At 40.5% G+C, this 23749-nt stretch carries 24 protein-coding genes and 1 other RNA gene; 2 read left to right on the top strand and 23 right to left on the bottom strand.

Going from position 1 to position 23749, the window contains the following annotated elements:
- Positions 1–13 precede the first annotated feature (13 nt).
- The 10 genes from L2716_RS12960 to L2716_RS13005 form a co-directional block, all read right to left on the bottom strand.
- On the bottom strand, positions 14–217 hold the full coding sequence (locus L2716_RS12960) for a hypothetical protein (RefSeq protein ID WP_236335965.1): 204 nt from the start codon (positions 215–217) through the stop codon (positions 14–16).
- 101 nt (positions 218–318) lie between these two features.
- On the bottom strand, positions 319–1239 hold the full coding sequence (locus L2716_RS12965) for a Nif3-like dinuclear metal center hexameric protein (protein ID WP_236335981.1): 921 nt from the start codon (positions 1237–1239) through the stop codon (positions 319–321).
- Positions 1240–1427: 188 nt separating this feature from the next.
- The gene (locus L2716_RS12970; protein WP_236335992.1) at positions 1428–2171 is read right to left on the bottom strand and encodes a CAP domain-containing protein; all 744 of its coding nucleotides are present in this window, start codon (positions 2169–2171) and stop codon (positions 1428–1430) included.
- Positions 2172–2280: 109 nt separating this feature from the next.
- Positions 2281–3234, bottom strand: a complete 954-nt coding sequence (locus L2716_RS12975) for a nuclease-related domain-containing protein (RefSeq protein WP_236335994.1) — start codon at positions 3232–3234, stop codon at positions 2281–2283.
- A gap of 320 nt (positions 3235–3554) precedes the next feature.
- A complete protein-coding gene (locus L2716_RS12980; RefSeq protein ID WP_236336005.1) occupies positions 3555–4667 on the bottom strand; it encodes a DEAD/DEAH box helicase in 1113 nt (370 codons plus the stop codon).
- A gap of 93 nt (positions 4668–4760) precedes the next feature.
- Positions 4761–5189: an OsmC family protein gene (locus tag L2716_RS12985; RefSeq protein WP_236336007.1), complete on the bottom strand. Its 429-nt coding sequence runs from the start codon at positions 5187–5189 to the stop codon at positions 4761–4763.
- A gap of 21 nt (positions 5190–5210) precedes the next feature.
- On the bottom strand, positions 5211–5765 hold the full coding sequence (locus tag L2716_RS12990; protein WP_236336009.1) for a TetR/AcrR family transcriptional regulator: 555 nt from the start codon (positions 5763–5765) through the stop codon (positions 5211–5213).
- 92 nt (positions 5766–5857) lie between these two features.
- The gene (locus L2716_RS12995; RefSeq protein WP_236336011.1) at positions 5858–6778 is read right to left on the bottom strand and encodes a DNA-3-methyladenine glycosylase 2; all 921 of its coding nucleotides are present in this window, start codon (positions 6776–6778) and stop codon (positions 5858–5860) included.
- Entirely contained in the window at positions 6738–7298 is a 561-nt protein-coding gene (locus L2716_RS13000; protein ID WP_236336013.1) for a methylated-DNA--[protein]-cysteine S-methyltransferase, read from the bottom strand. The genes L2716_RS12995 and L2716_RS13000 overlap by 41 nt, the downstream gene beginning before the upstream one ends.
- Before the next feature lie 6 nt (positions 7299–7304).
- Complete coding sequence (locus tag L2716_RS13005; protein WP_236336015.1) at positions 7305–7868, bottom strand: bifunctional transcriptional activator/DNA repair enzyme AdaA; 564 nt, start codon at positions 7866–7868, stop codon at positions 7305–7307.
- Positions 7869–8151: 283 nt separating this feature from the next.
- On the opposite strand from L2716_RS13005, the gene L2716_RS13010 reads away from it, so the two are divergent.
- Entirely contained in the window at positions 8152–9009 is an 858-nt protein-coding gene (locus L2716_RS13010) for an esterase/lipase family protein (protein ID WP_236336025.1), read from the top strand.
- 71 nt (positions 9010–9080) lie between these two features.
- Here L2716_RS13010 and L2716_RS13015 read toward each other — a convergent pair whose 3' ends face one another.
- The 13 genes from L2716_RS13015 to uvsE form a co-directional block, all read right to left on the bottom strand.
- Positions 9081–10010 (bottom strand): thermonuclease family protein, encoded by a 930-nt coding sequence (locus L2716_RS13015; RefSeq protein ID WP_236336026.1) that lies wholly within the window; start codon positions 10008–10010, stop codon positions 9081–9083.
- A 104-nt stretch (positions 10011–10114) separates the two neighbouring features.
- On the bottom strand, positions 10115–11212 hold the full coding sequence (locus L2716_RS13020) for a S8 family peptidase (protein WP_236336028.1): 1098 nt from the start codon (positions 11210–11212) through the stop codon (positions 10115–10117).
- A gap of 143 nt (positions 11213–11355) precedes the next feature.
- Positions 11356–12456, bottom strand: coding sequence for a S8 family peptidase (locus L2716_RS13025; RefSeq protein WP_236336032.1), 1101 nt, complete (start codon positions 12454–12456; stop codon positions 11356–11358).
- A 150-nt stretch (positions 12457–12606) separates the two neighbouring features.
- A complete protein-coding gene (locus L2716_RS13030) occupies positions 12607–14022 on the bottom strand; it encodes a peptide MFS transporter (RefSeq protein ID WP_236336033.1) in 1416 nt (471 codons plus the stop codon).
- A gap of 172 nt (positions 14023–14194) precedes the next feature.
- Positions 14195–15133 (bottom strand): coiled-coil domain-containing protein, encoded by a 939-nt coding sequence (locus tag L2716_RS13035; protein WP_236336034.1) that lies wholly within the window; start codon positions 15131–15133, stop codon positions 14195–14197.
- Between the two features lie 366 nt (positions 15134–15499).
- Complete coding sequence (locus L2716_RS13040; protein WP_236336036.1) at positions 15500–16210, bottom strand: DUF459 domain-containing protein; 711 nt, start codon at positions 16208–16210, stop codon at positions 15500–15502.
- Between the two features lie 418 nt (positions 16211–16628).
- Positions 16629–16967, bottom strand: a transfer-messenger RNA (tmRNA) gene (gene ssrA, locus L2716_RS13045).
- Between the two features lie 115 nt (positions 16968–17082).
- The gene (smpB, locus tag L2716_RS13050) at positions 17083–17550 is read right to left on the bottom strand and encodes an SsrA-binding protein SmpB (protein WP_236336045.1); all 468 of its coding nucleotides are present in this window, start codon (positions 17548–17550) and stop codon (positions 17083–17085) included.
- A 319-nt stretch (positions 17551–17869) separates the two neighbouring features.
- Entirely contained in the window at positions 17870–20182 is a 2313-nt protein-coding gene (gene rnr, locus L2716_RS13055) for a ribonuclease R (RefSeq protein WP_236336055.1), read from the bottom strand.
- A gap of 47 nt (positions 20183–20229) precedes the next feature.
- Entirely contained in the window at positions 20230–20976 is a 747-nt protein-coding gene (locus tag L2716_RS13060; RefSeq protein WP_236336057.1) for an alpha/beta hydrolase, read from the bottom strand.
- Positions 20973–21689, bottom strand: a complete 717-nt coding sequence (locus tag L2716_RS13065; RefSeq protein WP_236336060.1) for an alpha/beta hydrolase — start codon at positions 21687–21689, stop codon at positions 20973–20975. Before L2716_RS13065 ends, L2716_RS13060 begins: the two co-directional genes overlap by 4 nt.
- 341 nt (positions 21690–22030) lie before the next feature.
- On the bottom strand, positions 22031–22261 hold the full coding sequence (gene secG, locus L2716_RS13070; RefSeq protein WP_236336080.1) for a preprotein translocase subunit SecG: 231 nt from the start codon (positions 22259–22261) through the stop codon (positions 22031–22033).
- A gap of 184 nt (positions 22262–22445) precedes the next feature.
- Positions 22446–23411, bottom strand: coding sequence for a UV DNA damage repair endonuclease UvsE (gene uvsE, locus L2716_RS13075; protein ID WP_236336103.1), 966 nt, complete (start codon positions 23409–23411; stop codon positions 22446–22448).
- A 118-nt stretch (positions 23412–23529) separates the two neighbouring features.
- Here uvsE and L2716_RS13080 point away from each other — a divergent pair, with 118 nt between their 5' ends.
- Positions 23530–23709 (top strand): hypothetical protein, encoded by a 180-nt coding sequence (locus tag L2716_RS13080; RefSeq protein ID WP_236336107.1) that lies wholly within the window; start codon positions 23530–23532, stop codon positions 23707–23709.
- Positions 23710–23749: the final 40 nt, after the last annotated feature.

Raw genomic sequence — 23749 nt, forward strand, 5'->3', positions numbered from 1 at the left:
ATTCTTTCTGTATTTAACTGTAAATACCTGCTGAAAGACTCAACCTCTTCGCATTCGTTCCACTTCTCACTCCTTGTGTTCCACTTCTCACTCCTTGCGTTCCACTTCTCACTCCTTGCGTTCCACTTCTCACTCCTTGCGTTCCACTTCTCACTTCTTGCGTTCCACTTCTCACTTCTTGCGTTCCACTTCTCACTTCTTGCGTTCCACTTCTCACTTCTTGCGTTCCACTTCACACTCCTTGCGTTCCACTTCTCACTCCTTGCGTTCCACTTCTAAAATATAAAAAGGTACATCCATGGGGATGCACCTTTTTATTCATAGCCACCATCTATGCTGAGGTATGAGCTCTATATTCAGTTGAGGATATTGTTCTTGAAACCATTTACTCATTTGCGTTTTCATAACGAGATATTCTGATGCAGAGTGGGAAACACCCATTAAGGACATATTTGTGTCTGGTACATATTGCATCATTTCTTTGTATTTCTTCCGTCCATATTCATTGTCGATATGGCAGTGGATTTCCCCTGTTATGTAGGCTTGAGCTCCACGTACTTCTGCATCTTTCATATCTTCAACTGAATCCCCACAGCCAGCAACAATTGCAACTGTTTTTATCTCTTTCTGTTGAACCCCTTCAAAATCGATGTAAGGGATGTCGAAGGTTTCTTTTAGATGATCGGCGAGATTTTCTGTGTTGGTGGTTGGTATTTCACAAATCAACCCGACGTGTCCAGTATTATTGTATGGTAGGAAACGTTCAATCACTGTTGCATTAAGTGCTTCTGCGATTGCCATATTTGTACCGATTTCTTTATGATAATCCATTGGCACGTGGCATGTATGAATGGAAAGCCTCTTTTCTTTGATTTCCTGTAGATAGTGCTCTTTGATTGGGACAAATCCACGACCAGATTCACCTCTTGGGTCACCACACTCCATCAAAAGAGGATGATGCATGAATAGGAGATCTCCTTCATTCGCGTTATCAATGAAAGATTCTAGAACTTGATCCGTCGGAAAGACAGCCATATAAACGGTCCTAACCTCATCATTACCACGAATCATTAACCCGTTGAAGCGAGACGTGAAATCCTTCTCGAAAGTAGACTTCCAATCAAACTCAATTGGATCATACACCCTCGGTATGAACCTGCCAAAAGCTGGATCCTGCTCGAGCTCGCTAATTTTAAATAAATCGTTCAAATCCTTCTCGATCTTTCTAAGTTGAACCATATGTAACCCTCCACTCTCTATATGGATACAACTAACAATAGATGAAAAAGTATGAATATTCAACAGGTTACTGAGGTAAGTGTCTGACACCAATTTTTATCCCTACTCTCCCATGGCTTTTTAGACAGTACTGACATTTCCCTAAAAGAAGAGACTGGAAGCATTGTGCTCCAGTCTCTTCACTATTGTTACTTTTCGATGAACATTTGAGTCCAGTAGGTGCCTTGGCTTCCACCTGTTGAATATCCAATTCCGATGTGCGTAAGCTCACCGTTCATGATATTTCGTCTGTGCCCTGGACTGTTCATCCAGTCTTGTACAACCTTTTCAGCAGATTGCTGTCCGGCTGCAATATTTTCAGCTGCTGATTGATAAGACACGCCGAATTCCTGCATCATTTGGAATGGTGAACCATAGTTTGGCGAGTTATGTGAAAAATAGCCATTCTCCAACATATCATCGGATTTCGCTTGGGCGACTTCTGCAAGCTTCGTATTCGCCTTTAATTTAGGAAGCCCATTCTTTGCTCTTTCCTTATTGGTCAAATCTATAACTTCAAGCTCAATTTGATTCATCGACTTACCATCTGCGCTAGGTTGATTCGGCTGTGTTTCGTTTTGTTGAGGCGCAGCTTGTTGATTATTGCCACGATCTGCAGGCATACCTCCACCGTATTGTTGACGGAACTGCTGACCGTTTTCCCCATTAAACGGTACTTCTAGACGATATTGATACTGGCCTCCGCCCCAAATTGGTCGATAACGTGTGTCATTGTTCGTCCGAATTTGAGTACCATTTTTACCATATCGATCGTCATTCACCGTTTTAAGTTGCATACCTTCTTCTGATTTATTTTCCGGAGTATTACACCCTGCCAATAAACCCACTGACATAAGTGCAGTAAGACTTAAAGTTACAACCTGTTTTTTCATGCAAAGATCTCCTTTATCGAAGGTTTTATGCCTTCTTAATGTTTACATGAAACACAAAAAGCAACCCGTGAAACACTTGGTTGTAACGGAAGAAAACGGAAACGGATATTCACTTTTTAAAAAGTGAATTTAAATCGTAAACACGATTTCTTGTTGTTCCGGTGGGTTTAAGATTTAAGGTTTCGATCATTCTGTGGGCAGTACGAGAAGTTTTTAGATGGAGGAAATTTTTGAATTCTGTGTTAGTGATGAAAGGATTGATGAGAACAGAATAATCTTGGAGTGCTTTTAAATGAGCATCATCTGAGAACAAGTCACAATTGGAGCAAATCCACTTCCCATATATTCTTGTCATAGGTATTGATGAACAATACGGGCAACATACACCTGTCATAATATCTTCTTTTTTAATTTTATAGATGTTTATTAAATCAGGATTGGTTGGTGTGTTTTCTTTGTTTAATTGCCTTTTCAGTCTTTTTAAATCTTTTTTTGATAGCACATCCTGCTTATAGGAACAAGTTTGCTCATTTATCACTTTTAAAATTTTAGTATTTCTAAAGACCATTCCAATTATAGATGGTGATCCTTTTGATGTAATTTTCGTCCTATCATTAGCGATAACAACAATTGATTTGACTGGAATTTGACTAAATTTATGCTGCACAAGCCATTTCCTAAATTGAAAAGCCTGGTGCTCAGCCTGTTCAATTGGATCCTTGAAAATTTCTTCTCTATCTTCAATCTGACGAATAAGTTGAGCGTTTTCTGGATCAAATATGAGTGTTCCAGAAATGTTTTTCACTTCTAAAATCAAAATGAATTTAGCATGTATGACGAAGAAGTCGATTTGAAAGTAATTGGATTGGTAAGGTAGGCGAATATTATGGATGATGAGGTACTCTTTTGGATCGAGGAAGCTGAAGTAATACTCAAGGGATTTTTCACCTTGAAAGCCAGCGTTTTTTTTAGCATATCTGTTTACTACTTTGGTCCAAGATGGATGGTTTGGTGGAATTCTCCTTAATAATGCTTCTAAATTTTCAATTTCTTGAGGCTTCAAACAATATTTTAGGGACAAATACGCATTCCTCCTTAAACATAATGATATATTTATTCTTCATAAGAGATCTAAAGCCTTCTTAACCTCATACATTGAAATCTTAATCAATAATCTCGACATTTCACGAGATTATCTCGACATTTGATTAGATCATCTTGACATTTCCCGGATTAATCTCGACATTTCCCAGATTAATCTCGACATTTCTCAGATTAATCTCGACATTTCCCAGCATAATCTCGACATTTTAGTAAAATAGACCCACTACCCACACCACCTCCTCACAACGAAAAAATCCGCGTTTCCGCGGATTCTCCTTATTAGATTCGTATTGTCTTTCTAGGGATGTCTCGATTGAGGTTTCTTTCGATCATATCAAACGTTGCGTAATCCTTCGGTGCGATAAATGTGAGCGCCACTCCGCTTTCCCCTGCTCGACCGGTTCGTCCGATTCGGTGAGTGTAGCTATCGGGATCCAAAGGAACATCGTAGTTGAAGATGTGTGTAACACCTTCGACATCCAATCCTCGCGCTGCCACGTCTGTCGCAACGAGTAAGTGAATGTGACCGTCCCTGAACCTTGCCATTACATCCTCACGTTTCGCTTGTGATAAACCTCCATGCAATTCATCAGTCAAAAAACCCTTCTCCTGCATCGCCAAATTCAACTTGCTCACACGACGTTTTGTTCTACAGAAAATGATCCCAAGGAAAGGTTCCTCGTCTTTGACTGTCTTCAAAAGGGTGTTTTGCTTTTTCCGATCAGTTGTCTCAATGACATATTCCTCTATTTCGCGGACTACGATGTCTTCGGCTTGCACCATGATTTGATGCGCATCCTTTAAATAGCGGTTAGTAAGTGAAAGGATTTCATCTGGCATTGTAGCTGAAAAGAGTGCAGTTTGTCTCGATTTTGGCGTCGCTTCTATAATGGCCTCCGCTTCATCCAAAAATCCAATTTGTAGCATTTGATCGGCTTCATCCAATACGAGCATCGATACTTGAGATAAATCAATCGTCTCTCTTCTCATATGATCCAAAATCCTGCCCGGTGTTCCGACAACGATATCGACGACTCGATCTAACTCTTTTAGCTGAAGGTTGATATCTTGTCCGCCATACACAGCTAATACATTGATCCCTTTTCCTTCAACGAGCTTCTTCAATTCCATTGTAATTTGCAATGCGAGCTCTCTCGTTGGCGTGATGATTAATGATTGAACGGAACCAGCATCCGTGTTAAGCCTTTCAAGCATCGGTAGCAAAAAGGCAATCGTTTTTCCCGACCCAGTTTTCGCTCTTCCGATAATATCCCGGCCTTCCATCAACAAAGGGATGGCTTGTGCTTGGATCTTCGTTGGATTCTTAATGCCTTGATCTGCTAATTTTTCACTATATGTAGATGTAATGCCTAGTTCTCTAAATGTTGTCATTCCTTCACCGCTTTACTCAAGTATATACCCTAAGCGTACTCCAATTTTGGATAAAAGTAAAAAGCCCCTTCAAATGAAGGGACTTTTACAAGTTTAAGCTTTTACCCAGTTAGGGACCATTTCAACGTCTGCTGCAACCATTGTCGTGTAGATTGGGCAACGGCTGTCAACGATTTCTTGTAGCTCATCAATGCGCTCTTGAGGCTCACTCGTTTCCACTGTAGCGTTCACAGTGATCTTTTGGAAGTAAGGTCGGACGCTCTTATCGCCCATCATACCTTTCGGGTCAATATCACCATTGATTTCGAACTTAATGCCTTTCAAGTCGAAGTCGATTTCTTTCGCTACGAAGTTTGCAATTGCATTTTCGCAACCTGCTAATGAAATGAGAAGGGTTGCAAGTGGGTTTGCACCTTCGTCTGTTCCACCCATGTTTGCAGGTTCGTCGATCACAACCGAGTGCTCGTGAGACTTACCTTCTGTGTTCATACCTTTTGATACTGCTGTAATTTGTTCTAACATTTGTGCATTCCCCTTTCAAATCTAAATATATTGTGCTCTGATGTTCTCAGCTATATTTCGCAAAATCGAGAGATCCTGAAAGTTTTTCATTAACAGGATGCCGCCTTCCAGCTGGGCAACAATCGCTTGTGCTTGCATGAGGGCTTTCTCTCCACCGACGATATCTTCTAAAACATTCTCCAAACTTCTGATCCACTTCTCAAACAAAGCATTAATCTTTGTGCGGAAAATTTCATCATGCTCGCTCATTTCAAGTGCGAGATTTCCGAAAGGACATCCGTGGAATTCACCAATACTTTCATGATAAGAAACCGCCCAATCAAGCATCTCATTCAGCTTGTCAGTTGATGGTTTGTCTGACTGAAGGATAGCCTCAATGAGATTTTGTTCCCACGTTTGAACATATTGGTCTACAACAGAAATGCCCAAGTCTTTTTTCGATGAAAAGTAATGATAAAATTGACCTTTTCCAATGTCAGCAGCCTTGAGAATGTCACTAAGCTTTGTGCTTTCGTAACCTTTTGCATGAATGAGTTCAGCCGTCGCTGAAATAATGTGTTCTTTTTTTGACGTCATCTTTAATCAACTCCATAAACCAACCGGTTGGTACAAAATAAATTTATCACAGTACTTTCATAAGTTGCAAAGGAAGAAACTCATGTAGTAAGCTAGCTTACATTTTTGGAGAGACTCCTCCATAAATAGAAGACTGCGTATGCTTCCCAGCCCTTCCATTTTGAGAAAAGTTTTGTCATTTCCTCATACGTTGGCTTTGTATCAAGACCTAGAAGCTGCTTTAATGCATTTTGTAATCCTGCATCCCCAATTGGAAATGCGGAAGGATCTCGCAAACAACGCATAAGAACGTAATGTGCTGACCATGGTCCAATTCCCCGTATGGATACCAATTCTTTTTCAGCAGATTCGAAATCTGTCTCTAACAACGCTTGTTTGGACAAATTCCCTTCTTTCATAAGCGTAGCGATTTGTATCAAATACTCTGCTTTTCTACCTGTTAGTTGAATCTGTTTCAAGTCTTCTACAGTCAGTTTTGAAATTTCCTCTGGCTTCGGAAATACCCAATATCGTTCTCCACGCCAACTCAAATCATCCCCATATGTCTCGACAAGTCGCTTTTTTACGGTATAAGCAAAAGTTAAATTCACCTGCTGACCGATTACTGCCCAGCATATGGCCTCGAACAAATCTGGAACGCCAATTACGCGTAAACCAAAGAAATCGCTCACTAATGGTGAAAGTAAAGCATCCGTTTTTGCCATTTCATAAAATGGGGTCAAATCCTGACTCAGATCAAGCCAGTCCTCAATAAATAGCTGTACCTGTTTAAAGGAGGAGGGAACTTGATTAAGAAAAGTGACTTGGAGTTTGCCATCCATCTTCTCACTAATTTCTATTAGGACTTTTTCTCCTTCTAGCTCCAAAAGTTTATAAATCTTATCGTTTTTCACTTTATGTAGACATTCTAGTGGAGAGCGAGATAGGTAAATGAGGGTTTCCTTAAAGCTATATATTTCTGGTGTATCGATGTCAAAACTGGAAACGAGCGTGCCCTTTTGCTGTGTAGTCATCGTATCCCTCCAATTGCAATAGTTGTTCCTTCACTTTTAGCCCACCGCGAAATCCAGTCAACGCATTACTTTTTCCAATGACTCGGTGACATGGGACGATTATCGGAATCGGATTTGCTCCATTTGCAGTACCGACCGCTCGAACAGCTTTCGGATTATCCAGCTTTTGTGCGATATCCGAATAGCTACATGTTTCGCCAAAAGGGATTTCAGTTAGTGCTTTCCACACTGACACTTGGAAAGGTGTTCCGATCATATCGAGTGGCTCGGAAAATGTTGTACGCTTTCCATCAAAATACTCCGTTAGTTCAAGAGCACTTGCACGAAGTCGGTCATGATCCTCTACCAATTCTGCGTTTGGCATTTGCTTTTCCACCCAGCTGTTTAATGTATCGAAGCTTTCCGTTGGCCATGTAATTCGGCAAATTCCTCTTTCAGTTTTTGCGATGTATAGTTCACGATCCTTGAAAATCGGATGCTCAAATGTTGCCCAGTATACCTTCGTAATTGTTTTATCCATTATCGTTCACCCTCCAATTCCCGTTGTTCTATATTCGTTCGGTGTGTGTCCTGTTATTTTCTTAAATGAAGCTGAAAAATGAGAGGCATTCTTGAAGCCGACCTCTTTCGCAATCCGATTGATTGTCATCTCACTCGTCTCAAGATATTCTTTTGCTTTTGTAATCCGCATTTGGTGTAAATGTTTGTTCGGCGTTAAGCCCGTTGTCCGCTTAACGATCCGCTGCAAATGATACGGGCTCATCATAAGCTTATTGGCAATGACATCAAGGGTAAGTGGTTCTTTGTACTGTTCTCGAATCAGCTTCAAAACCGCTTCTGACAATTCAGCATCTGGACCATGTTGACTCGGTGTTTCTGGCTTACACCTTTTACAAGGACGGAATCCAGCATTTAACGCTTCCTTTACTGAAGAAAAGATTTTCACATTTTCCGGCTTCGCGAGGCGAGATCGACATGAGGGTCTACATACAATTCCTGTTGTTCGGATGCCAACATAATATTGACCATCAAAACGTGTATCCCGCTTCTTCATCGTTTCGTATACAGCTTGAAAAATGTCATCCCCCATCGACCTACACACCCTTTCGTTTTCACTCATTATAAACGAATATCCCTCGTTTGTTGAACACATCCGAATAGGACAGCAATTTTTCGATAATATGAGGATTTATATTTCCAATGTTTTCATAAAACAAGATACGAATTGACAGCGCTTTCAGCTGTGTGTTTTAATGTTGTATAAGTTGATACGTGATTATGCTGGAGAATTGGAGACACGCATAAGGGACTCTTTTTGAGAACTTATGTGCTGTCTCTTTTTTACATTAATAACAAGAAAAGAGGAGATGTCCGTGAAGAAGCTTTTCGCAATGTTTATAATGATAAGCCTAATCGGTACTGGGAGCGGTACTGTCATGGCCGAGGGAGGTTCATCTGGCGGATTTTTAAAAGAAGAAGGAACACCTCCACCTGGTGCAAACGATCCAGATTGTCGCCCTAGTGAAGCACATCCCGAACCTGTCGTTCTTGTACCGGGCACATTCGAAACGATGGAAAGAAACTTCATTAATCTCTCTCCAATGTTGAAAGAGAAAGGTTATTGTGTGTTTTCTTTGAACTATGGTGAGCAGAATGGATTACCAGCGTCCGGACCGATTGAGGACTCTGCAGAAGAACTTAAAGTCTTCGTTAACAATGTCTTAGAGCTAACTGGTGCTGAAAAGGTTTCTATTGTTGGTCACAGTCAGGGCGGAATGATGCCAAGGTACTACATGAAAAATTTAGGTGGAAGCGAGCAGGTTGAAGACTTAATTGGTCTCGTGCCTTCGAATCATGGAACGACTGGAGTGGCAGGTTTCTCTGATTTGACGACAACCGGAGCAGACGTTACTTCATGTACAGCCTGCCATCAACAATCGAGTGATTCTGAGTTTATTACAGATTTGAACAAGGGTGCCGAAACTTTAGGAAGTACATCCTATACTGTCATCACGACACGTAATGATGAAGTCGTCGTTCCGTATACTTCCGCTTTCTTAAGTGGTCCGGATGAAACCGTAGAGAACATTACAATCCAAGATTATTATCCATATGACCAAATCGAACATCAAAATATTGCACAAGACCCGCTCGCGTTCAATTTTGTTTTTGACGCTCTTGAGCATGAGGGTCCGGCAGATCCTGATCGAGCTGTAGCTTTATTTAAATAAATAACTTGGTTTCAGAAAAAAAGCTGACTCTGTTTGGACTTTTTCCGTCCTTAGAGTCAGCTTTTTCTTATTTAACATTGATTACTGTCTTGTACTTTATCGTAACCCGCGTCCTTTGCATCTTTTTCGTTTAAAAAGAATACGCGGTATTCAATTGGTACGCTTTCCCACTTGGATGGTTCTACATACATCTTGGTAGCATGATGACCGACAAATTTATTTGGACCTCCCCGCTTGTTGAAGCGGAATTCGTATGGGAGCTCATCAATAGGACGCTCTGGATTCCATATACCTTTGCAAAACTCTTTCGCCCGTACAACAGCTTCACCATACTCATTAAAGTTGACCAAATTGGGGTAGATGAAATACGGAACAGCCATACCTAATTCAATCATTTCCAGATTTATGTTCTGCTCATTTTTGACAACAACTGCGAGAAGTCGACCGTATTGATCGAACGGTTCATCGCCAACGTGAATATCCACCCGCTCACCTAAAGGTAAAAGGTACTCAAGCTGTCTCGTTGCTTCCTCAGCATGGTAGCCTTGTGATTGACCTTGATAATTGGTTTCTGGGGTATCGATTGAAACGAATCTTACTTTTGTCGTTCCTAGAACTGGTGTTTCTAAATGGATTGTATCTCCATCGACAACTTTTTTTACAGAAGAGATGAACTGCTTTTCTTGAGGTGGTGTTGCTTTATGAGAATGAGATGGTTCAACGTTCGCTTCTGACGTCACATGCATTTCCTGTTGGTGAGTCGAGTCGAGCATACCTGTGATATTGAACCATTTACCACGTTCAAGATGATTCAATTTCTGTTGTGATTTTACGAGAATTCCGTTCATATTTTCATCTATGAATGGATAATTATAACCGTCTTCTAAGGGCTCTTCTGCTTCTCCAGCAAGAAATCCACTTACAGTTACTTCGCTTCCCTTTAGGTCAGACCTATCTTGCATAGCCAGTTCCGCAATACGTACTTCAAGGTCGCTTTTCATATCATTCACCCTCTTTCAGTTGTTACTTACAGTGTAATACAAGATAGGCGAATGAACTTTTAAATTACAGTAAATTACAAAAAATGAGTCTTAAAGCTCAATTATTATGCAGTAATGTTCAATAATGCTGCATATGCATTAATTCGGCCATTTTGATAAAGCGTTCCTGCGCCAGTAATTGGTACAGTTGTTGATTCAATTGCAGCTCGGACTTGAGCTCTATCAGGTTCAAGGGAAGCCATTAGTGCGGCTAGGCCACTGACAAAGGGCGCAGCTTGAGAAGTACCAGATAAATTCCCATAATCCGTTTGTCCTGTACTATTTGCTGTAATCGGCAAAGTTGATAGTATATCGACACCGGGTGCTGCTACACTAACCCAACTCGCTCCATAATTAGAAAAGGACGCTTTCGTATCGTCATTATTTAGTGCCGCTACTCCTATTACTTCTGAATAAGCAGCAGGATAATGAAGATTATTCGAGTTATCATTCCCGGCTGCCGCAACTAAGATTACACCGTTGTTAGCTGCATACTGGACGGCATTTTGAACAGTTGAACTTGAAGTTGGACCGCTAAAGCTCATATTAATAACTTTAGCCCCATTAGCTGTTGCATTAATAATACCATTTGCAATATCACTGAAAAATCCAATTCCAGTATCATCTAGCACTTTAATGTTCATGATTTTCGGGTTAATAGCAAGACCTGCGACACCAAGATTATTTCTTGTTACAGCAGCCGCGATTCCCGCTACATGAGTACCATGCCCATTCAGATCTTGTGTCGTTGATGAAGTTGAGAAATTTACATTTATAACGATTTTTTCATTTAAGTCTGGATGACCTGCATTAACTCCAGTATCCAATACCGCTATTTTTAGAAGAGAAGAACCTCGTGTAACGTTCCATGCTCTCGTAGAATTGATTTTCAATAGACCCCATTGTTGATTAAACAAAGGATCATTCGGAATCAACTGGGTAGACATTGTCCCATCAACTTCTACAAAATCTACTTCATTAACTTTTTCCAAACGACGTACGATTCCTCTAATTGAGTTGGGATTTACTTTTAATACATAGACATTGATTTGGGGTATTTCAGTGAGACGGTCGAAGTTTATTGATGAGAGAATATTGTTTACTTCTTCTCTAGAAGTATTAGACTTGAAACAAACATTAATTCGGTCTGAGGTTTGATTCATAATGATTCAATTTGACTCCTATCAATTTGGATTCTTCACCATTTGCATAATAGAGTTAAGGAAAAACTCAGCTAAGAGTAAGAATTGACCTATATTCCTCTACTAGATGAGGACCTTAATCACTAGTACATAGAATGAAATGACTATTGGTCTTTAATCTTCAATAATGCAGCATAAGTGTTGATTCTACCATTTTGATAAAGGGTTCCTACACCAGTAATCGGTACAGTCGTCGTTTCTATAGCATTCCTTACTTTGTTGGCATTAGGTTCTAAAGAAGCCATTAATGCTGCTAGTCCACTGACGAAAGGTGCAGCTTGAGATGTTCCTGATAGGTATCCATAATTCGTAGCACCCATCATGTTTGTAGAGGTTGGTAATGTTGACAGGATATCGATTCCCGGAGCTGCCACATCCACCCATGCAGCACCGAAATTGGAAAATGACGCCTTCGTATCATCACGTTTCACTGCAGCCACACTAATCACTTCAGGATAAGCAGCTGGGTAAAACAGATCATCAGCGTTGTCATTGCCTGCTGCCGCAACTTGGATAACACCATTACTAGATGCATATTGGACAGCACTTTGAACACTTGAGCTGAATGAAGGGCCACCTAAGCTCATATTAATCACTTTTGCTCCATTATCTGTCGCATTAACGATACCTTTAGCGACGTCGCTGAAAGAGCCACTACCACTATCGTCTAGTACTTTTATATTCAATATTTTGGGGTTGATGGCTAGACCTGCAACACCTATTTCATTCCTTGTTGTTGCAGCAGCAATACCAGCGACATGTGTCCCGTGACCATTGATATCTTGAGATGTCGATGAGGTCGAGAAGTTAACATTCAGGACAACTTTATCTATCAAATCTGGATGACCTGCATTAACCCCAGTATCTAAAATCGCTATTTTTAGAAGCGAAGAACCACGTGTAACATTCCACGCTCTTGTAGAATTGATTTTCAATAGACCCCATTGCTGACTGAAAAGAGGATCATTCGGAGTCAACTGAGTGTTCATTAAGCCATTGAATTCAGCGTAATCTACTTCTGGAAAATTAGAGAGAATGCGAAGTGTAGTGTTCATTCTACTAGGATCCACTTGGATGACATACACATAAATCTGTGGAATTTGATCAATTACAGTTCCACCAACAAGTTGGATGATTTGCAATGCTCGACTACTAGGAACACTAGGAAAGAAACGCACTACTATTTGATTGGGGAGAAAACTCATAATAATTTTATTTACCTCCTAACACTATTAGATTCTCTATCATTTTACGCAGCTTAAGCCATAGTGGACACGGCTAGTTGATAGATTCCGCTGAAAATAGGTATTTTTTTACATAAAAAAAGAACACCCCATTGGGTGCTCTCTTTCCGTTTATTTTGCTTCTTCAATTTCATCAAGGTGCATAAGTTTTTGTAGTGGTTTTGATAGTGCAAGTAGAATCAATCCTAATACAAGAGCAGCTAGTCCAAGATACACAAATATTTCGAGATAACCGAATTCTTGTGTTAACGATGCGACATGTCCTGCAACGTAGTTGGCAGCCGCATTACTTAAGAACCAAACCCCCATCAGTAATGAAGCAATTTTGACTGGTGCCATTTTACTAACGAGTGATAGTCCGATTGGCGATAACGATAGTTCACCGAGTGTATGAAGCAAGTAAGTGACGACCATGAACACCATTGAAACTTTGACAGTGTTAGATGCGTCGCTACCTGTTGCAAGAACAGCCGGAACTAATACCATAAATCCTAATCCTAATAAAATAAGTCCAAATGACATTTTTGTTGGTATTGAAAAATCACCGCGCTTTGTTTTTGATAGTTTCAGCCAAAGCATAGAAACAACCGGCGCTAAAATCAATATAAACAAAGGATTCAATGACTGGAAGAAGGATACCGGTACTTCATACCCAAATACGGTACGGTCGATGAAATCTCTCGTATAAAGGGTGAAAGATGCTCCTGCTTGTTCAAATCCAGCCCAGAATGCTACAGTGAAACATGCCAGAATCAGGATGACTGTCGTACGTCTTTTTTCCTGTCTTGTGAGTGGCTTAGGTTTTTCATTAACTTCAAGAGAAGGTTTTGCTTTATCATTTGCAGGCATCTTTCCGATATCGCCTAAATATTTTTTCGATAATAGATTAAAGGTCAATTGTCCAATAATCATTCCGATAGATGATGCTAGGAAAGCATACTTGAATCCAAATACTTCGATTCCAGTTGGAGTTGTTGATGCAAACCAGTTTGCGTAGATCAGACCCGCAACGATTGGGGAAATCAATGCCCCTAAGTTAATGCCCATATAGAAAATCGTGAATCCAGAATCTTTTCTAGGGTCATTTTTCGAATACAGTTCTCCAACTAGTGTCGAGATATTCGGTTTGAAAAATCCATTACCCATGATTAATAATAACAATCCGAGATATAGTCCCCACTCTGCTTGAACGGCAAAGAGTGTGAAATCTCCAACAGCCATCGTAATTCCGCCGATGGTAATCGCTGTTCGTAGACCCATCAGTTTGTCAGTCAAAAAACCACCGATTAAAGGCGTGAAATAGACTAGGCCCGTATAAATACCGTAAAGCATGAGTGCTGATGATTCACTGAATCCAAGTCCTCCACTGATTAATTCAGCTGTAAGATATAGAACGAGAATAGAGCGCATGCCGTAGTAGCTATAACGTTCCCACATTTCGGTGATGAATAGTAGGAATAATCCTTTCGGATGCTTCTGCTTCTTTTTTGCAAGCATATCCTGGTTTTCGTTAATCGTACCTTCCATGATGTTTCCTCCCATGATGTTTTCTAAGTAGTGTGAATTTTGGATGATTCCAGACCATTCGTCTATGATACCATCTAAATGGGAGTATCCATTAATATTGAGAAAAGGAAGAATTGAGAGAAAAATTAGTAAACAATGAAAAAGCTAGCTCAGGGAGGAGCTAGCTGTGAAATTATGCACTTTCAATTAAATTTTGCTTTTCATTTTTTATCATTTGTAGTCGATTTTGTGTCTGATCAGCTTGTGTTTGTAGCTTGGATAAAAGGCGATCGATGTTATTTTTTTGTGTTCTCGTTTTATCCAATGAGTCGTTGATTCTGCCTTGGACCATCCAATCGGAAATCAATCCATCGAAGAAAAAATCAGCAAATTTTAATAGAGATGATACGTCAACATTTAAATCCGCCTCTTCATTTACATCAATCAACTCTTTTTGAAACGTCCGCATTTTGGTTTGTGCATGGTGGATGTGTCCTGTCGCATCATCTATATGATTATGTTTGACCGCGCTTGAAATCATTCCGCCTCCAAGCATGTCGAGCGTGCCCCAGTTGTTGGCTTTTTCGAGCGAATGAAGCGCCTGATCTAGTGCATGTATGACTGCATTGCCCGCATGAATGGCTTCCGACAGTTCATTAAGAAAAGCACTTAAATCTCCCTCTTGCTCACTTAATCGATAAATTTCCGAAGATACAGGTGATCCACTCTCTTTTATGTACTTTTCTTTCGCTGAAAGTAATTGTTCATATTTTCTTTCTGCATCTTTAACCTGTATGAGTTTCTTCTGCAAATCATTAATCGATTGATTTACTTCTTCACGTGATTTCTTCGCTTCATCCAATTTGAGCTGAACCGCAGCTACATCTTGCTTTTCTTCATCTAAACGACCTTCCTTTGTACCGAGTATTGTGAGCAACAAACTCGTTACACTGATTCCTTCAATTTTATCGACATCCGCTTTTTCAGCTGTCAGTTGATCATTAAGGTTGAACACACGCTCATGCATTTCTTGATATTCACGCTTATATTCTTTAAGTTGGACTTCCCATTTATGCTTCTTTCGGATGTCCCCTTTAATCTGAATGATTTGATTGTTTAAATCAGCAATCATTACGCACTCTCCTTCTTCCCTTTTTATGATTTACGAGGACCAAAGGAAAAGGTTTCAAAAGAGATTCCTTATTATGTCTGAATGGAAGAGGCACTTTCTATCAGCGATATGTGCGAATTCCAATTTTCGCGGACAGTAAGAGGGGCTTTCTATCCGCGATATCTGCGAATTCCAATTTTGACGGACAGTAAGAGGCACTTTCTATCCGTGATATCTGTGAATTCCAATTTTGACGGACAGTAAGAGGGGCTTTCTATCCGCGATATGTGCGAATTCCAATTTTGACGGACAGAAAAGGGCTCTTTTCGGTCAAATCTTAATAAAAAAATAAAACCGCATTTCAATTTTCGAAATGCGGTGGCGAACTTAAAAGTCATATTCTTCTACAATTTTTTTCGTTATTAACAGATATCCTTTTTTATTCGGATGAAGTGCATCGCTGAAATATTCTGTGGATTTCACTTCAAAAAGATCATTCGTAGAAATGAATTTTACATGTGAATACTGACTGACAACTTGTTGACTTGTGTCATTCCAGTCTTGAATGACTTGTCCAACCTCTTCAGAAGAGGGTTTAGGGTTATATAGACCTAAAAACAGAACAGGTGCGTCTGGATTTTTCTTACGAATGATGTTAAAGATTTCAGATAAATTTCGTTCATAATCTACTTTTGACCGTTTCACCTTTTCATCGTGAATTTTATCTAAGGTCATCCCGTTACTTTTGACTAAATCGTTCATACCTATAAAAACCGTAATGTAGTCTGCTTTTTCAAGGTCCTCAAGTACACCTGGCTTACCGAGCTGATGAAGTAGTCCATCTGATTGCTGACCAGGTATGCCGTAATTATCGACAGTGATGTTACCCTTATGATTCTCTGTAAGTAATTTTTGTAGATCCCCTACATACCCTGCACCAGATTCATCCCCAACTCCATAGGTCAAAGAATCCCCTAACGCCATAAAAACTTCGCTATCCTTCTTTGCTTCATCCTTACTCTGATCAAAGGCAATCAATCCAAAAATGCCCGATACAAGTAATACACTAACGAATATATAAACAAGTGGTTTTCTCATAAGCGCCTCCTAAGGAAATAACCTTCCCTGTAGGGTATATGATTAAACCATTTCAGTTTACGTTTCTAAAAATAGACATAAAAAAAACCACCATAGTTATGTATGGTGGAGACGGTGGGACATGTTGTTCCATGCTTTCGTCATGGCACTGACTATATCTTGAACCTGATTGTTGCTCAGGTTCCCCGGCGTATTATACGAAATATATTTTGTACTTGTTTTCAAGTAGAATTTCGTATCCTAGTACTACCTTTAAGGTAGCCTATGAGTCGATACACGGCTGTTGGATTGCTCCACATACCGCTCGGCATTGCCTTACCGCTTTAAAGTAAGCTAATCATAGCCCCTCAAGCGACTTAGGTTTCACCGATTAAGCCAGGTTATCACTTTTGTGTTACCACAAAAGGCGACTATTTACTAATCGAACCCACGTCCAGAGATATCGGCACTTAAGCTTCTACGAGCATAGTCGATATATTGGCATTTCGCCAGCACGTCAGCCTATCGACAGGCATCGGTGTGACTAGTCTGATTATTCTCTTCCTTCATCCTCAGACGGTGGAATCCGGCGTAGCCCACTTCAGTTGAGTCCCTTACCCTAGCACATGGGCGATGCAGGGAGGAACCGCTCTAAGCTACTATTATGCAGCTAGTGCGAAGTTGTTGTTTTCTTTGCCAGTTATAGGCGTTGGCGTTTTAACGAGGCCGACCCCCTCGGCTCGCAACTTAAGCTCGACCTATCCCTGTCGAATCCGTAACGTCCCCATATAAAATGAGTGTTGCGGTAGTTGCTTAAAAATCATTGTTTTATAACTGGCGACAAAGTCTATTATAACATGAATAAATCACTTTGTTAATCGATTTACAGTTACTTACATTTTTTGGCGTTCGCGGAAGGCTTTCTCAATTTCCCGGTTTGCGGTCTTTCGCTTCAAGTCTTCACGCTTGTCGTATTTCTTCTTACCTCTTGCGACTCCGATCAGAACTTTAGCGACCCCGTTTTTAATATACAGCTTCAACGGTATTATGGAATAGCCTGTTTCTTTAGAAGCACCAATCAATTTACTGATTTCCTTCTTGTGTAACAACAGTTTTCTAGTACGAAGCGGATCATGGTTGTAACGGTTTCCTTGTTCATAATGGCTGATGTGCATATTATGAAGGAAAACCTCACCGTTTTGAACACGACAAAAGGAATCTTTCAATTGAACACGTCTTGCACGAATGGCTTTAATCTCTGTGCCTTGTAACACCATACCTGCTTCGAACGTTTCTTCAATTGCATAATCATGACGAGCTTTTTTGTTTTGTGCGATTGCATTCCCTTCATTACGTGCCATAGCTTCGTTTCCCCCTTCAACTGCATGATACATTTTATCAACAAAGGTCAAATAAAGTCAAGAAATCCGCGCTGTGAAAGAAAAGCGCAAGCGCCCTGACTTGCACAGGATGTGTTGACTTCGACGTTCACCACAGGACGTGGTGGATTTTAGTCGAAGTTCCTTACTAACGTAGGTCATTGGAAGTCCGATGAGGAGGCTGTCGCTGCCGCAAGAGGGCTGAAATGATCCAAGTGACTGGGCGCTGAAGCTAGACATCTCACCGATGCACTCCGTAAAAAGAGAGAACCTCATCCAGCATCTGAATGAGGTCATTCCATCATTTACGCTTCTTCTTTTTCCCTTTTTTCTTCTGTATGTCTTTGTAGAATGGCTTATCGCCTTTGCCTTTCTTTTTTCGAGATGAATAATTCCCGTTCCGATTATTGTCTCTCTTCTTTTCTTTCGTCGGGCTCTTACCACCACTAGAAATCACACGTGGTCGTTCCTTTCGTCTTCTCTGAGCTGGTGCTTTCATACCGACAATTTCAAAGTCAATCGCACGTTCCTCAACATTAACAGCGAGCACACGAATCTTAATTTCATCACCGATTCGGAATACATTCCCAGTTCGTTCACCGATCATCGCGTATTGCTGTTCGTTGAAATGATAGTAATCATCGGTTAAATAACTGACGTGGACAAGTCCTTCGATCGTATTCGGAAGTTCAATGAATAATCCGAAGTTGGTTACACCACTGATGACACCTTCATACTCCTCGCCGACTTTATCTTCCATGTATTCTGCTTTTTTCAGATCGTCTGTTTCACGTTCTGCATCAACAGCTCGTCGTTCACGCTCAGAAGCATGTTGTGCGATTTCAGGCAAACGTTCACCCCAATGATTCTTTGTCTTTTCGTCTGCTTTTCCTTCAATCAAATACGTTCGAATGAGGCGATGGACGATTAAGTCAGGGTAACGACGGATCGGTGAAGTAAAGTGTGTATAGAACTCCGTCGATAATCCATAATGTCCATGGTTTTCAGGTTCATATCGAGCTTGCTTCATTGATCGAAGCATGACCTTACTAATGACTGCTTCTTCAGGCTCACCTTGTACCTCTTCTAATACTTGTTGAAGAGCACGTGGATGGATGGAATTCGCAGATCCGCGAACTACGTAACCAAAGTTTGTGATGAACTCAAGGAAATTCGTGAGCTTTTCTTCGTCTGGATCTTCGTGAATTCGGTACATGAACGGTACTTTCATCCAGTGGAAGTGCTCGGCAACGGTTTCGTTCGCTGCAAGCATGAATTCTTCAATCAATTTTTCGGCAACAGATCGATCTCGTAAAACAACGTCCACTGGCTTAGATTCTTCGTCAACGAGCACACGCGCTTCACTGAAATCGAAGTCAATCGCACCACGTTCAAAACGCTTTTTACGGAGAATTTCTGCAAGCTCACCCATTTGATCGAAAAATGGTACGAGGTCCTTGTACTTCTCCAGTACTTCATCGTCTTCTCGCAATAAAATTTTACGAACATCTGTATACGTCATTCGCTCATTTGTACGGATTACACTTTGGAAAATATCGTGATTGACGACATCACCGTTCGCGTTGATTTCCATTTCACACGAAAGTGTCAGTCGATCGACCTTCGGATTTAAACTACAGATTCCATTTGATAAACGGTGTGGAATCATCGGAATCACCCGGTCTACTAAGTACACAGATGTTCCGCGCTCTAGCGCTTCCTCATCAATTGGTGAGCCTTCTGTGACGTAATGACTGACGTCAGCGATATGGACACCGAGCTTGTAATTGCCGTTGTCGAGCTTGACGACATTTACCGCATCATCCAAATCTTTTGCATCTGCCCCGTCAATTGTGACGATCGTTTCTTCTCGTAAGTCACGGCGGTCTCCAAGGTCTGCCGGATCAATTTCATCTGGAACTGAGTTTGCATGTTCTAAGGCCTCAGCTGGAAAGTCTCTCGGTAGTCCATGCTTATAAATAATCGACAGGATATCAACGCCTGGGTCGTTCTTGTGCCCAAGAATTTCAATGACTTCTCCAGTTGCACTTGATCGGTCCTCTGGATATCCTGTAATTTTTACAAGAACCTTATGGCCGTCAATTGCATTATTGATCGATTCTTTCGGAATGAAAATATCATTTGGGATTCGCTTATCATCCGCTTCGACAAATCCAAATGTCTTACTATCTATAAACGTTCCAACAACCTGTGTCACACCACGCTCAATGATTCGGATGACAGTTCCTTCTGGCTTTGCATCTCCAGGTCTGCTTGAAATGCGGACGAGTACGGTATCGCTGCTCATTGCACCGTTCAATTCAGAAGGTGGAATGAAAACATCCTTCTGCCCTTTTTGTTCAGGAAGTAAGAAGGCAAAGCCCTTCGCATGTCCCTGTAGCTTTCCTTTTATCAGATTCATTCGTTCTGGTACGCCGTATCGATTGCTGCGGGTACGGACAACCTCGCCGTTTTCTTCCATCGTGTTCAATGTAATAACAAGTTCTTTAAAATCATCCGCACCTTCAAGACCCAGTTGTTCCTCTAGCTCTTGTACGGTTAATGGTTTATAAGCTTCTTCTCTCATAAATGCTAAAATTCTATCTTGATCCATAGTTCAATCCCTCCTTCAACGTAATCATGTTGAATAATAAAATGTAGTTACTTTGTCCAATCGAGTGTATTGAGAAATGCTAAAACATCCTCATGTAATTGTTCTTTCTCTTTATCTAATGTGATGACGTGACCAGATTCTTCGTACCACTTTAAATCCTTCTGGTCAGATTCAATCGACTCATAAATAATATTTGCACTTTCCGTGTTAATCATTTCATCATTTCTCGCTTGAATAACAAACGTAGGCGTGTAAATCATATCTATGTTTGAACGAACATCCGAGATAAGATCCTGTAGCGCCTTCAATGTTTTCATCGGCGTCTTTTGGAAGGCTTCCATCTCTTCTTCAATCTGCTCTTCAGACTTTTGTTCGTATTTTTTGAATTCCCTAGCGTAATCAAGTACACCTTCATACATAACTTCTTCGCTTTTTATGTGCATAGGAGCACACATCGGTACGATCCCTTTTACCGGCTCTGTATAACCGAGTTTTAATGAAAAGACCCCACCTAGTGATAACCCAGCAACTGCAATCTCTTCGTATCCTTTTTCCTTCAGTTCATTATAAGCGTCCATAACGTCTTTCCACCAATCATCTGGTCCCGTATGAACGAGCTCTTCTGGAGGAACACCGTGCCCTTTATAATGAGGCGCGAGGCAAGAATACCCTTGCTTTTGTAAGAACCTTCCTAGCATACGTACGTCAGCCGAATTTCCTGTAAAACCGTGTAGTAACAGAACTGCACGATCCCCACCTTCAAAGAAAAACGGTTTTGGTGTTACGATTTTCATGATGTTTCCTCTCCTTCAATTGCTTCTGTATCTGTTAGAAAATGAAAGACGTGATGTATGACGTCTTCTTGTTCAATATCCTGGCAAATAATATGTTTTGATTGAGGAAGAAAAACGAGTTGTTTCTTCTTACTCTGAATAGAATCATATATATATTGAGCACTTTTCTTAGGTACAACCCCATCGCACTCTCCTTGTAAGATGAGCGTGGGCGTTTCGATTTTTTTGATATAGGGACGAAGATTGTGAATGAGTTTTCTAAATTGGAACGTCATCGACATCGGGGTCATTTTAAACTTCCGGAGATAGCGTTGAAATAACTCATTATCTTTAATTTTACCTTTTGATAAATCAATAACCATCGCTTTAATATCTTGTAAAAGCTGACATGGACTGACATAATAGGCAGCTGCACTCATAAGAACGAGTTTATCTACTTTATGTGATGCCGACAAATAACCAGCAATCATCCCACCCATGGAAAAACCGATGATGTAGATTGTGTCACACTGCCTTTCTAAAGCCCTAAGTTCCATTTCTGCCGTCTGGATCCATTTATCGAAGGAAACATATTTCATCCGTCCACCTGTATCGTGTCCCGGAAAAGTGGGAGATTCGACGATCCAATCTGTATTTTCTCTTAAATATCGTACAATCGGCTCTACCTCATAAGGACCCCCGGTAAAACCGTGTAGACATAAACAACCAATCATGGGTCGAACTCCTTTATTCTTTCTTATAGTTTGCCCCTTGTCCGAATTGTTAAAACGTATGTACAGTAGAAAGCGAAATTTGCGACACTCCTCGAAAATGAAATTCGCATTTTCTTCGTGCGATGTAACGCTTCCGAAGCGTTCCTTATCCTGCGGGAAAAGCAAGCCAGGCGAGACCCCACAGTGAACTTTGTGTCGTAAACATCATCTTGTGCAAGTGAGCGAGGAGGCTTGCGGATCGCCCGCGGAAAGGGAGTGAATTTCGCATTTTTAAGCAATGTCTTATTTTTTTGAAAAACAAGAAAACAGCAAGCATGATACTTGCTGTTCTTTCGTCGTTATTAATAAATATAACCTAATACAATTGTTAGTATGAAAAATAAAATGGCAAGAATAATGGTAGCTTTTTGAAACACTGCATCAATTCCACGAGCTTTTTGTTTTCCGAATAATTGCTCTGCTCCACCTGTAATTGCACCAGATAACCCAGCACTTTTACCAGACTGAAGGACTACAATAGTAATTAATGCAATTGCATCAATGATCAATAAGACCAACAAGAATGTTTCCACTTAATCCACCTCCAACGACACAATCCAGTATTATAAATGTACCACAACAATGCGGAAATTTTCAACATAATTTGCAAGTGTCAGACACCTTTTTCCATCCCATGTGGCGCAAGGGGTTACGCTGGGTATCGTTTCGTTTCATCAATCCTACACCTTCAACTGATCTAGAAAGTGTTAGACTCACTCATTTTATATAAAAGCTTGCACCATCAATGATTTCAATGTTGTTGTATGTTTTCAAGTCTTGCATCAATTTAAATAATGCTTCGTCTTTTTTCTTCGCTTCAATCATACAATCAATTTGTTCAACACTGCCTTTGATTTTATTAAGAAAATCCATAAACATATCTGGATCTACAAAGTCAGAGTGCGCACGGAATTGTTTTTCACTTTTAGGGCTTGAGATATGCATTTTTACTGCAAATGGTGAGTGGGACCATGTCTTTGTGACTCGTTCCCAGTGCTCTTCCCAATGCTTGTTTTCATGATGAGCTAGATGATGATGGTAATCGAACACAAGCGGAATATCTAATTTCTCACATAAATACAAGGTGTCTTCCAAGTGAAAAGACTTATCATCATTTTCAAGTATAAGTAGTCTTTGAACACTTCGAGGAACGATCATCCAGTTCTCAACAAACCGCTCTAGGGCTAGCTGACGATCCCCGTACATACCCCCAACATGTAAAACACAACGGTGCAGTGGATCGAGGTTCATTCCATCGAGCAGTTGCTTATGTAGGAGAAGTGTTTTGATCGACATCTTCAGTACATCTTTTTTGGGAGAATTGATCAATACAAAGTGATCCGGGTGAAAATCTACTCTCATATCTTTCTCTTTTACAAATTGGCCGATTTCTGCTAATTCTTCCTCAATTGCATTCAAGTAGTCCCAATCTGATAAAGCTTCATGGGTAGCAAGCGGTACTAACCTGGATGTCATCCGGTAAAATTTTATATCATGTGCTGCATTATGCCGTAAAATCCTAAGTGTATTGGAAAGATTGGATTTTGTAATCCGCTCAAGCTTCAGCATCGCAGCTTCTTTATTTTCGGTATTTGAAAAAGTTTTGTATGTCATTGTTTGTGACGGGGAAGAATTTTGCAGACTTAATGCCATTGCAACAAAACCTAATCGGACAAGTGTCATATCATTTTCTCCTTCGGATGGCAGTTATCCCTTAGTATGACCTAAATTCGTTGGTAAATGATGAACAACATAATTTTACCCATCAAAATCCATATTAGTGATATGGAGGTGAACTGCAATGACAAAGAAAGATCCAAATATCGAAAAGAATCAGGAACTACAAACCGCGACGAATATGAATCCTGGATTTACCGTTCAAAGCGACGCCTTCCAGCCGCTCGATATTCTCATTGCACAAGCTGATAGTGGGATTGAACCACAGCGAAGCGACGTACATGCCGACAACGAAGACATGTAGCTGACCCACTTCCTAATGGGGCTGACTTTTCTAAAGTCAG

Source organism: Pseudalkalibacillus berkeleyi, from assembly GCF_021608225.1.
GTDB lineage: Bacteria > Bacillota > Bacilli > Bacillales > Fictibacillaceae > Pseudalkalibacillus > Pseudalkalibacillus berkeleyi.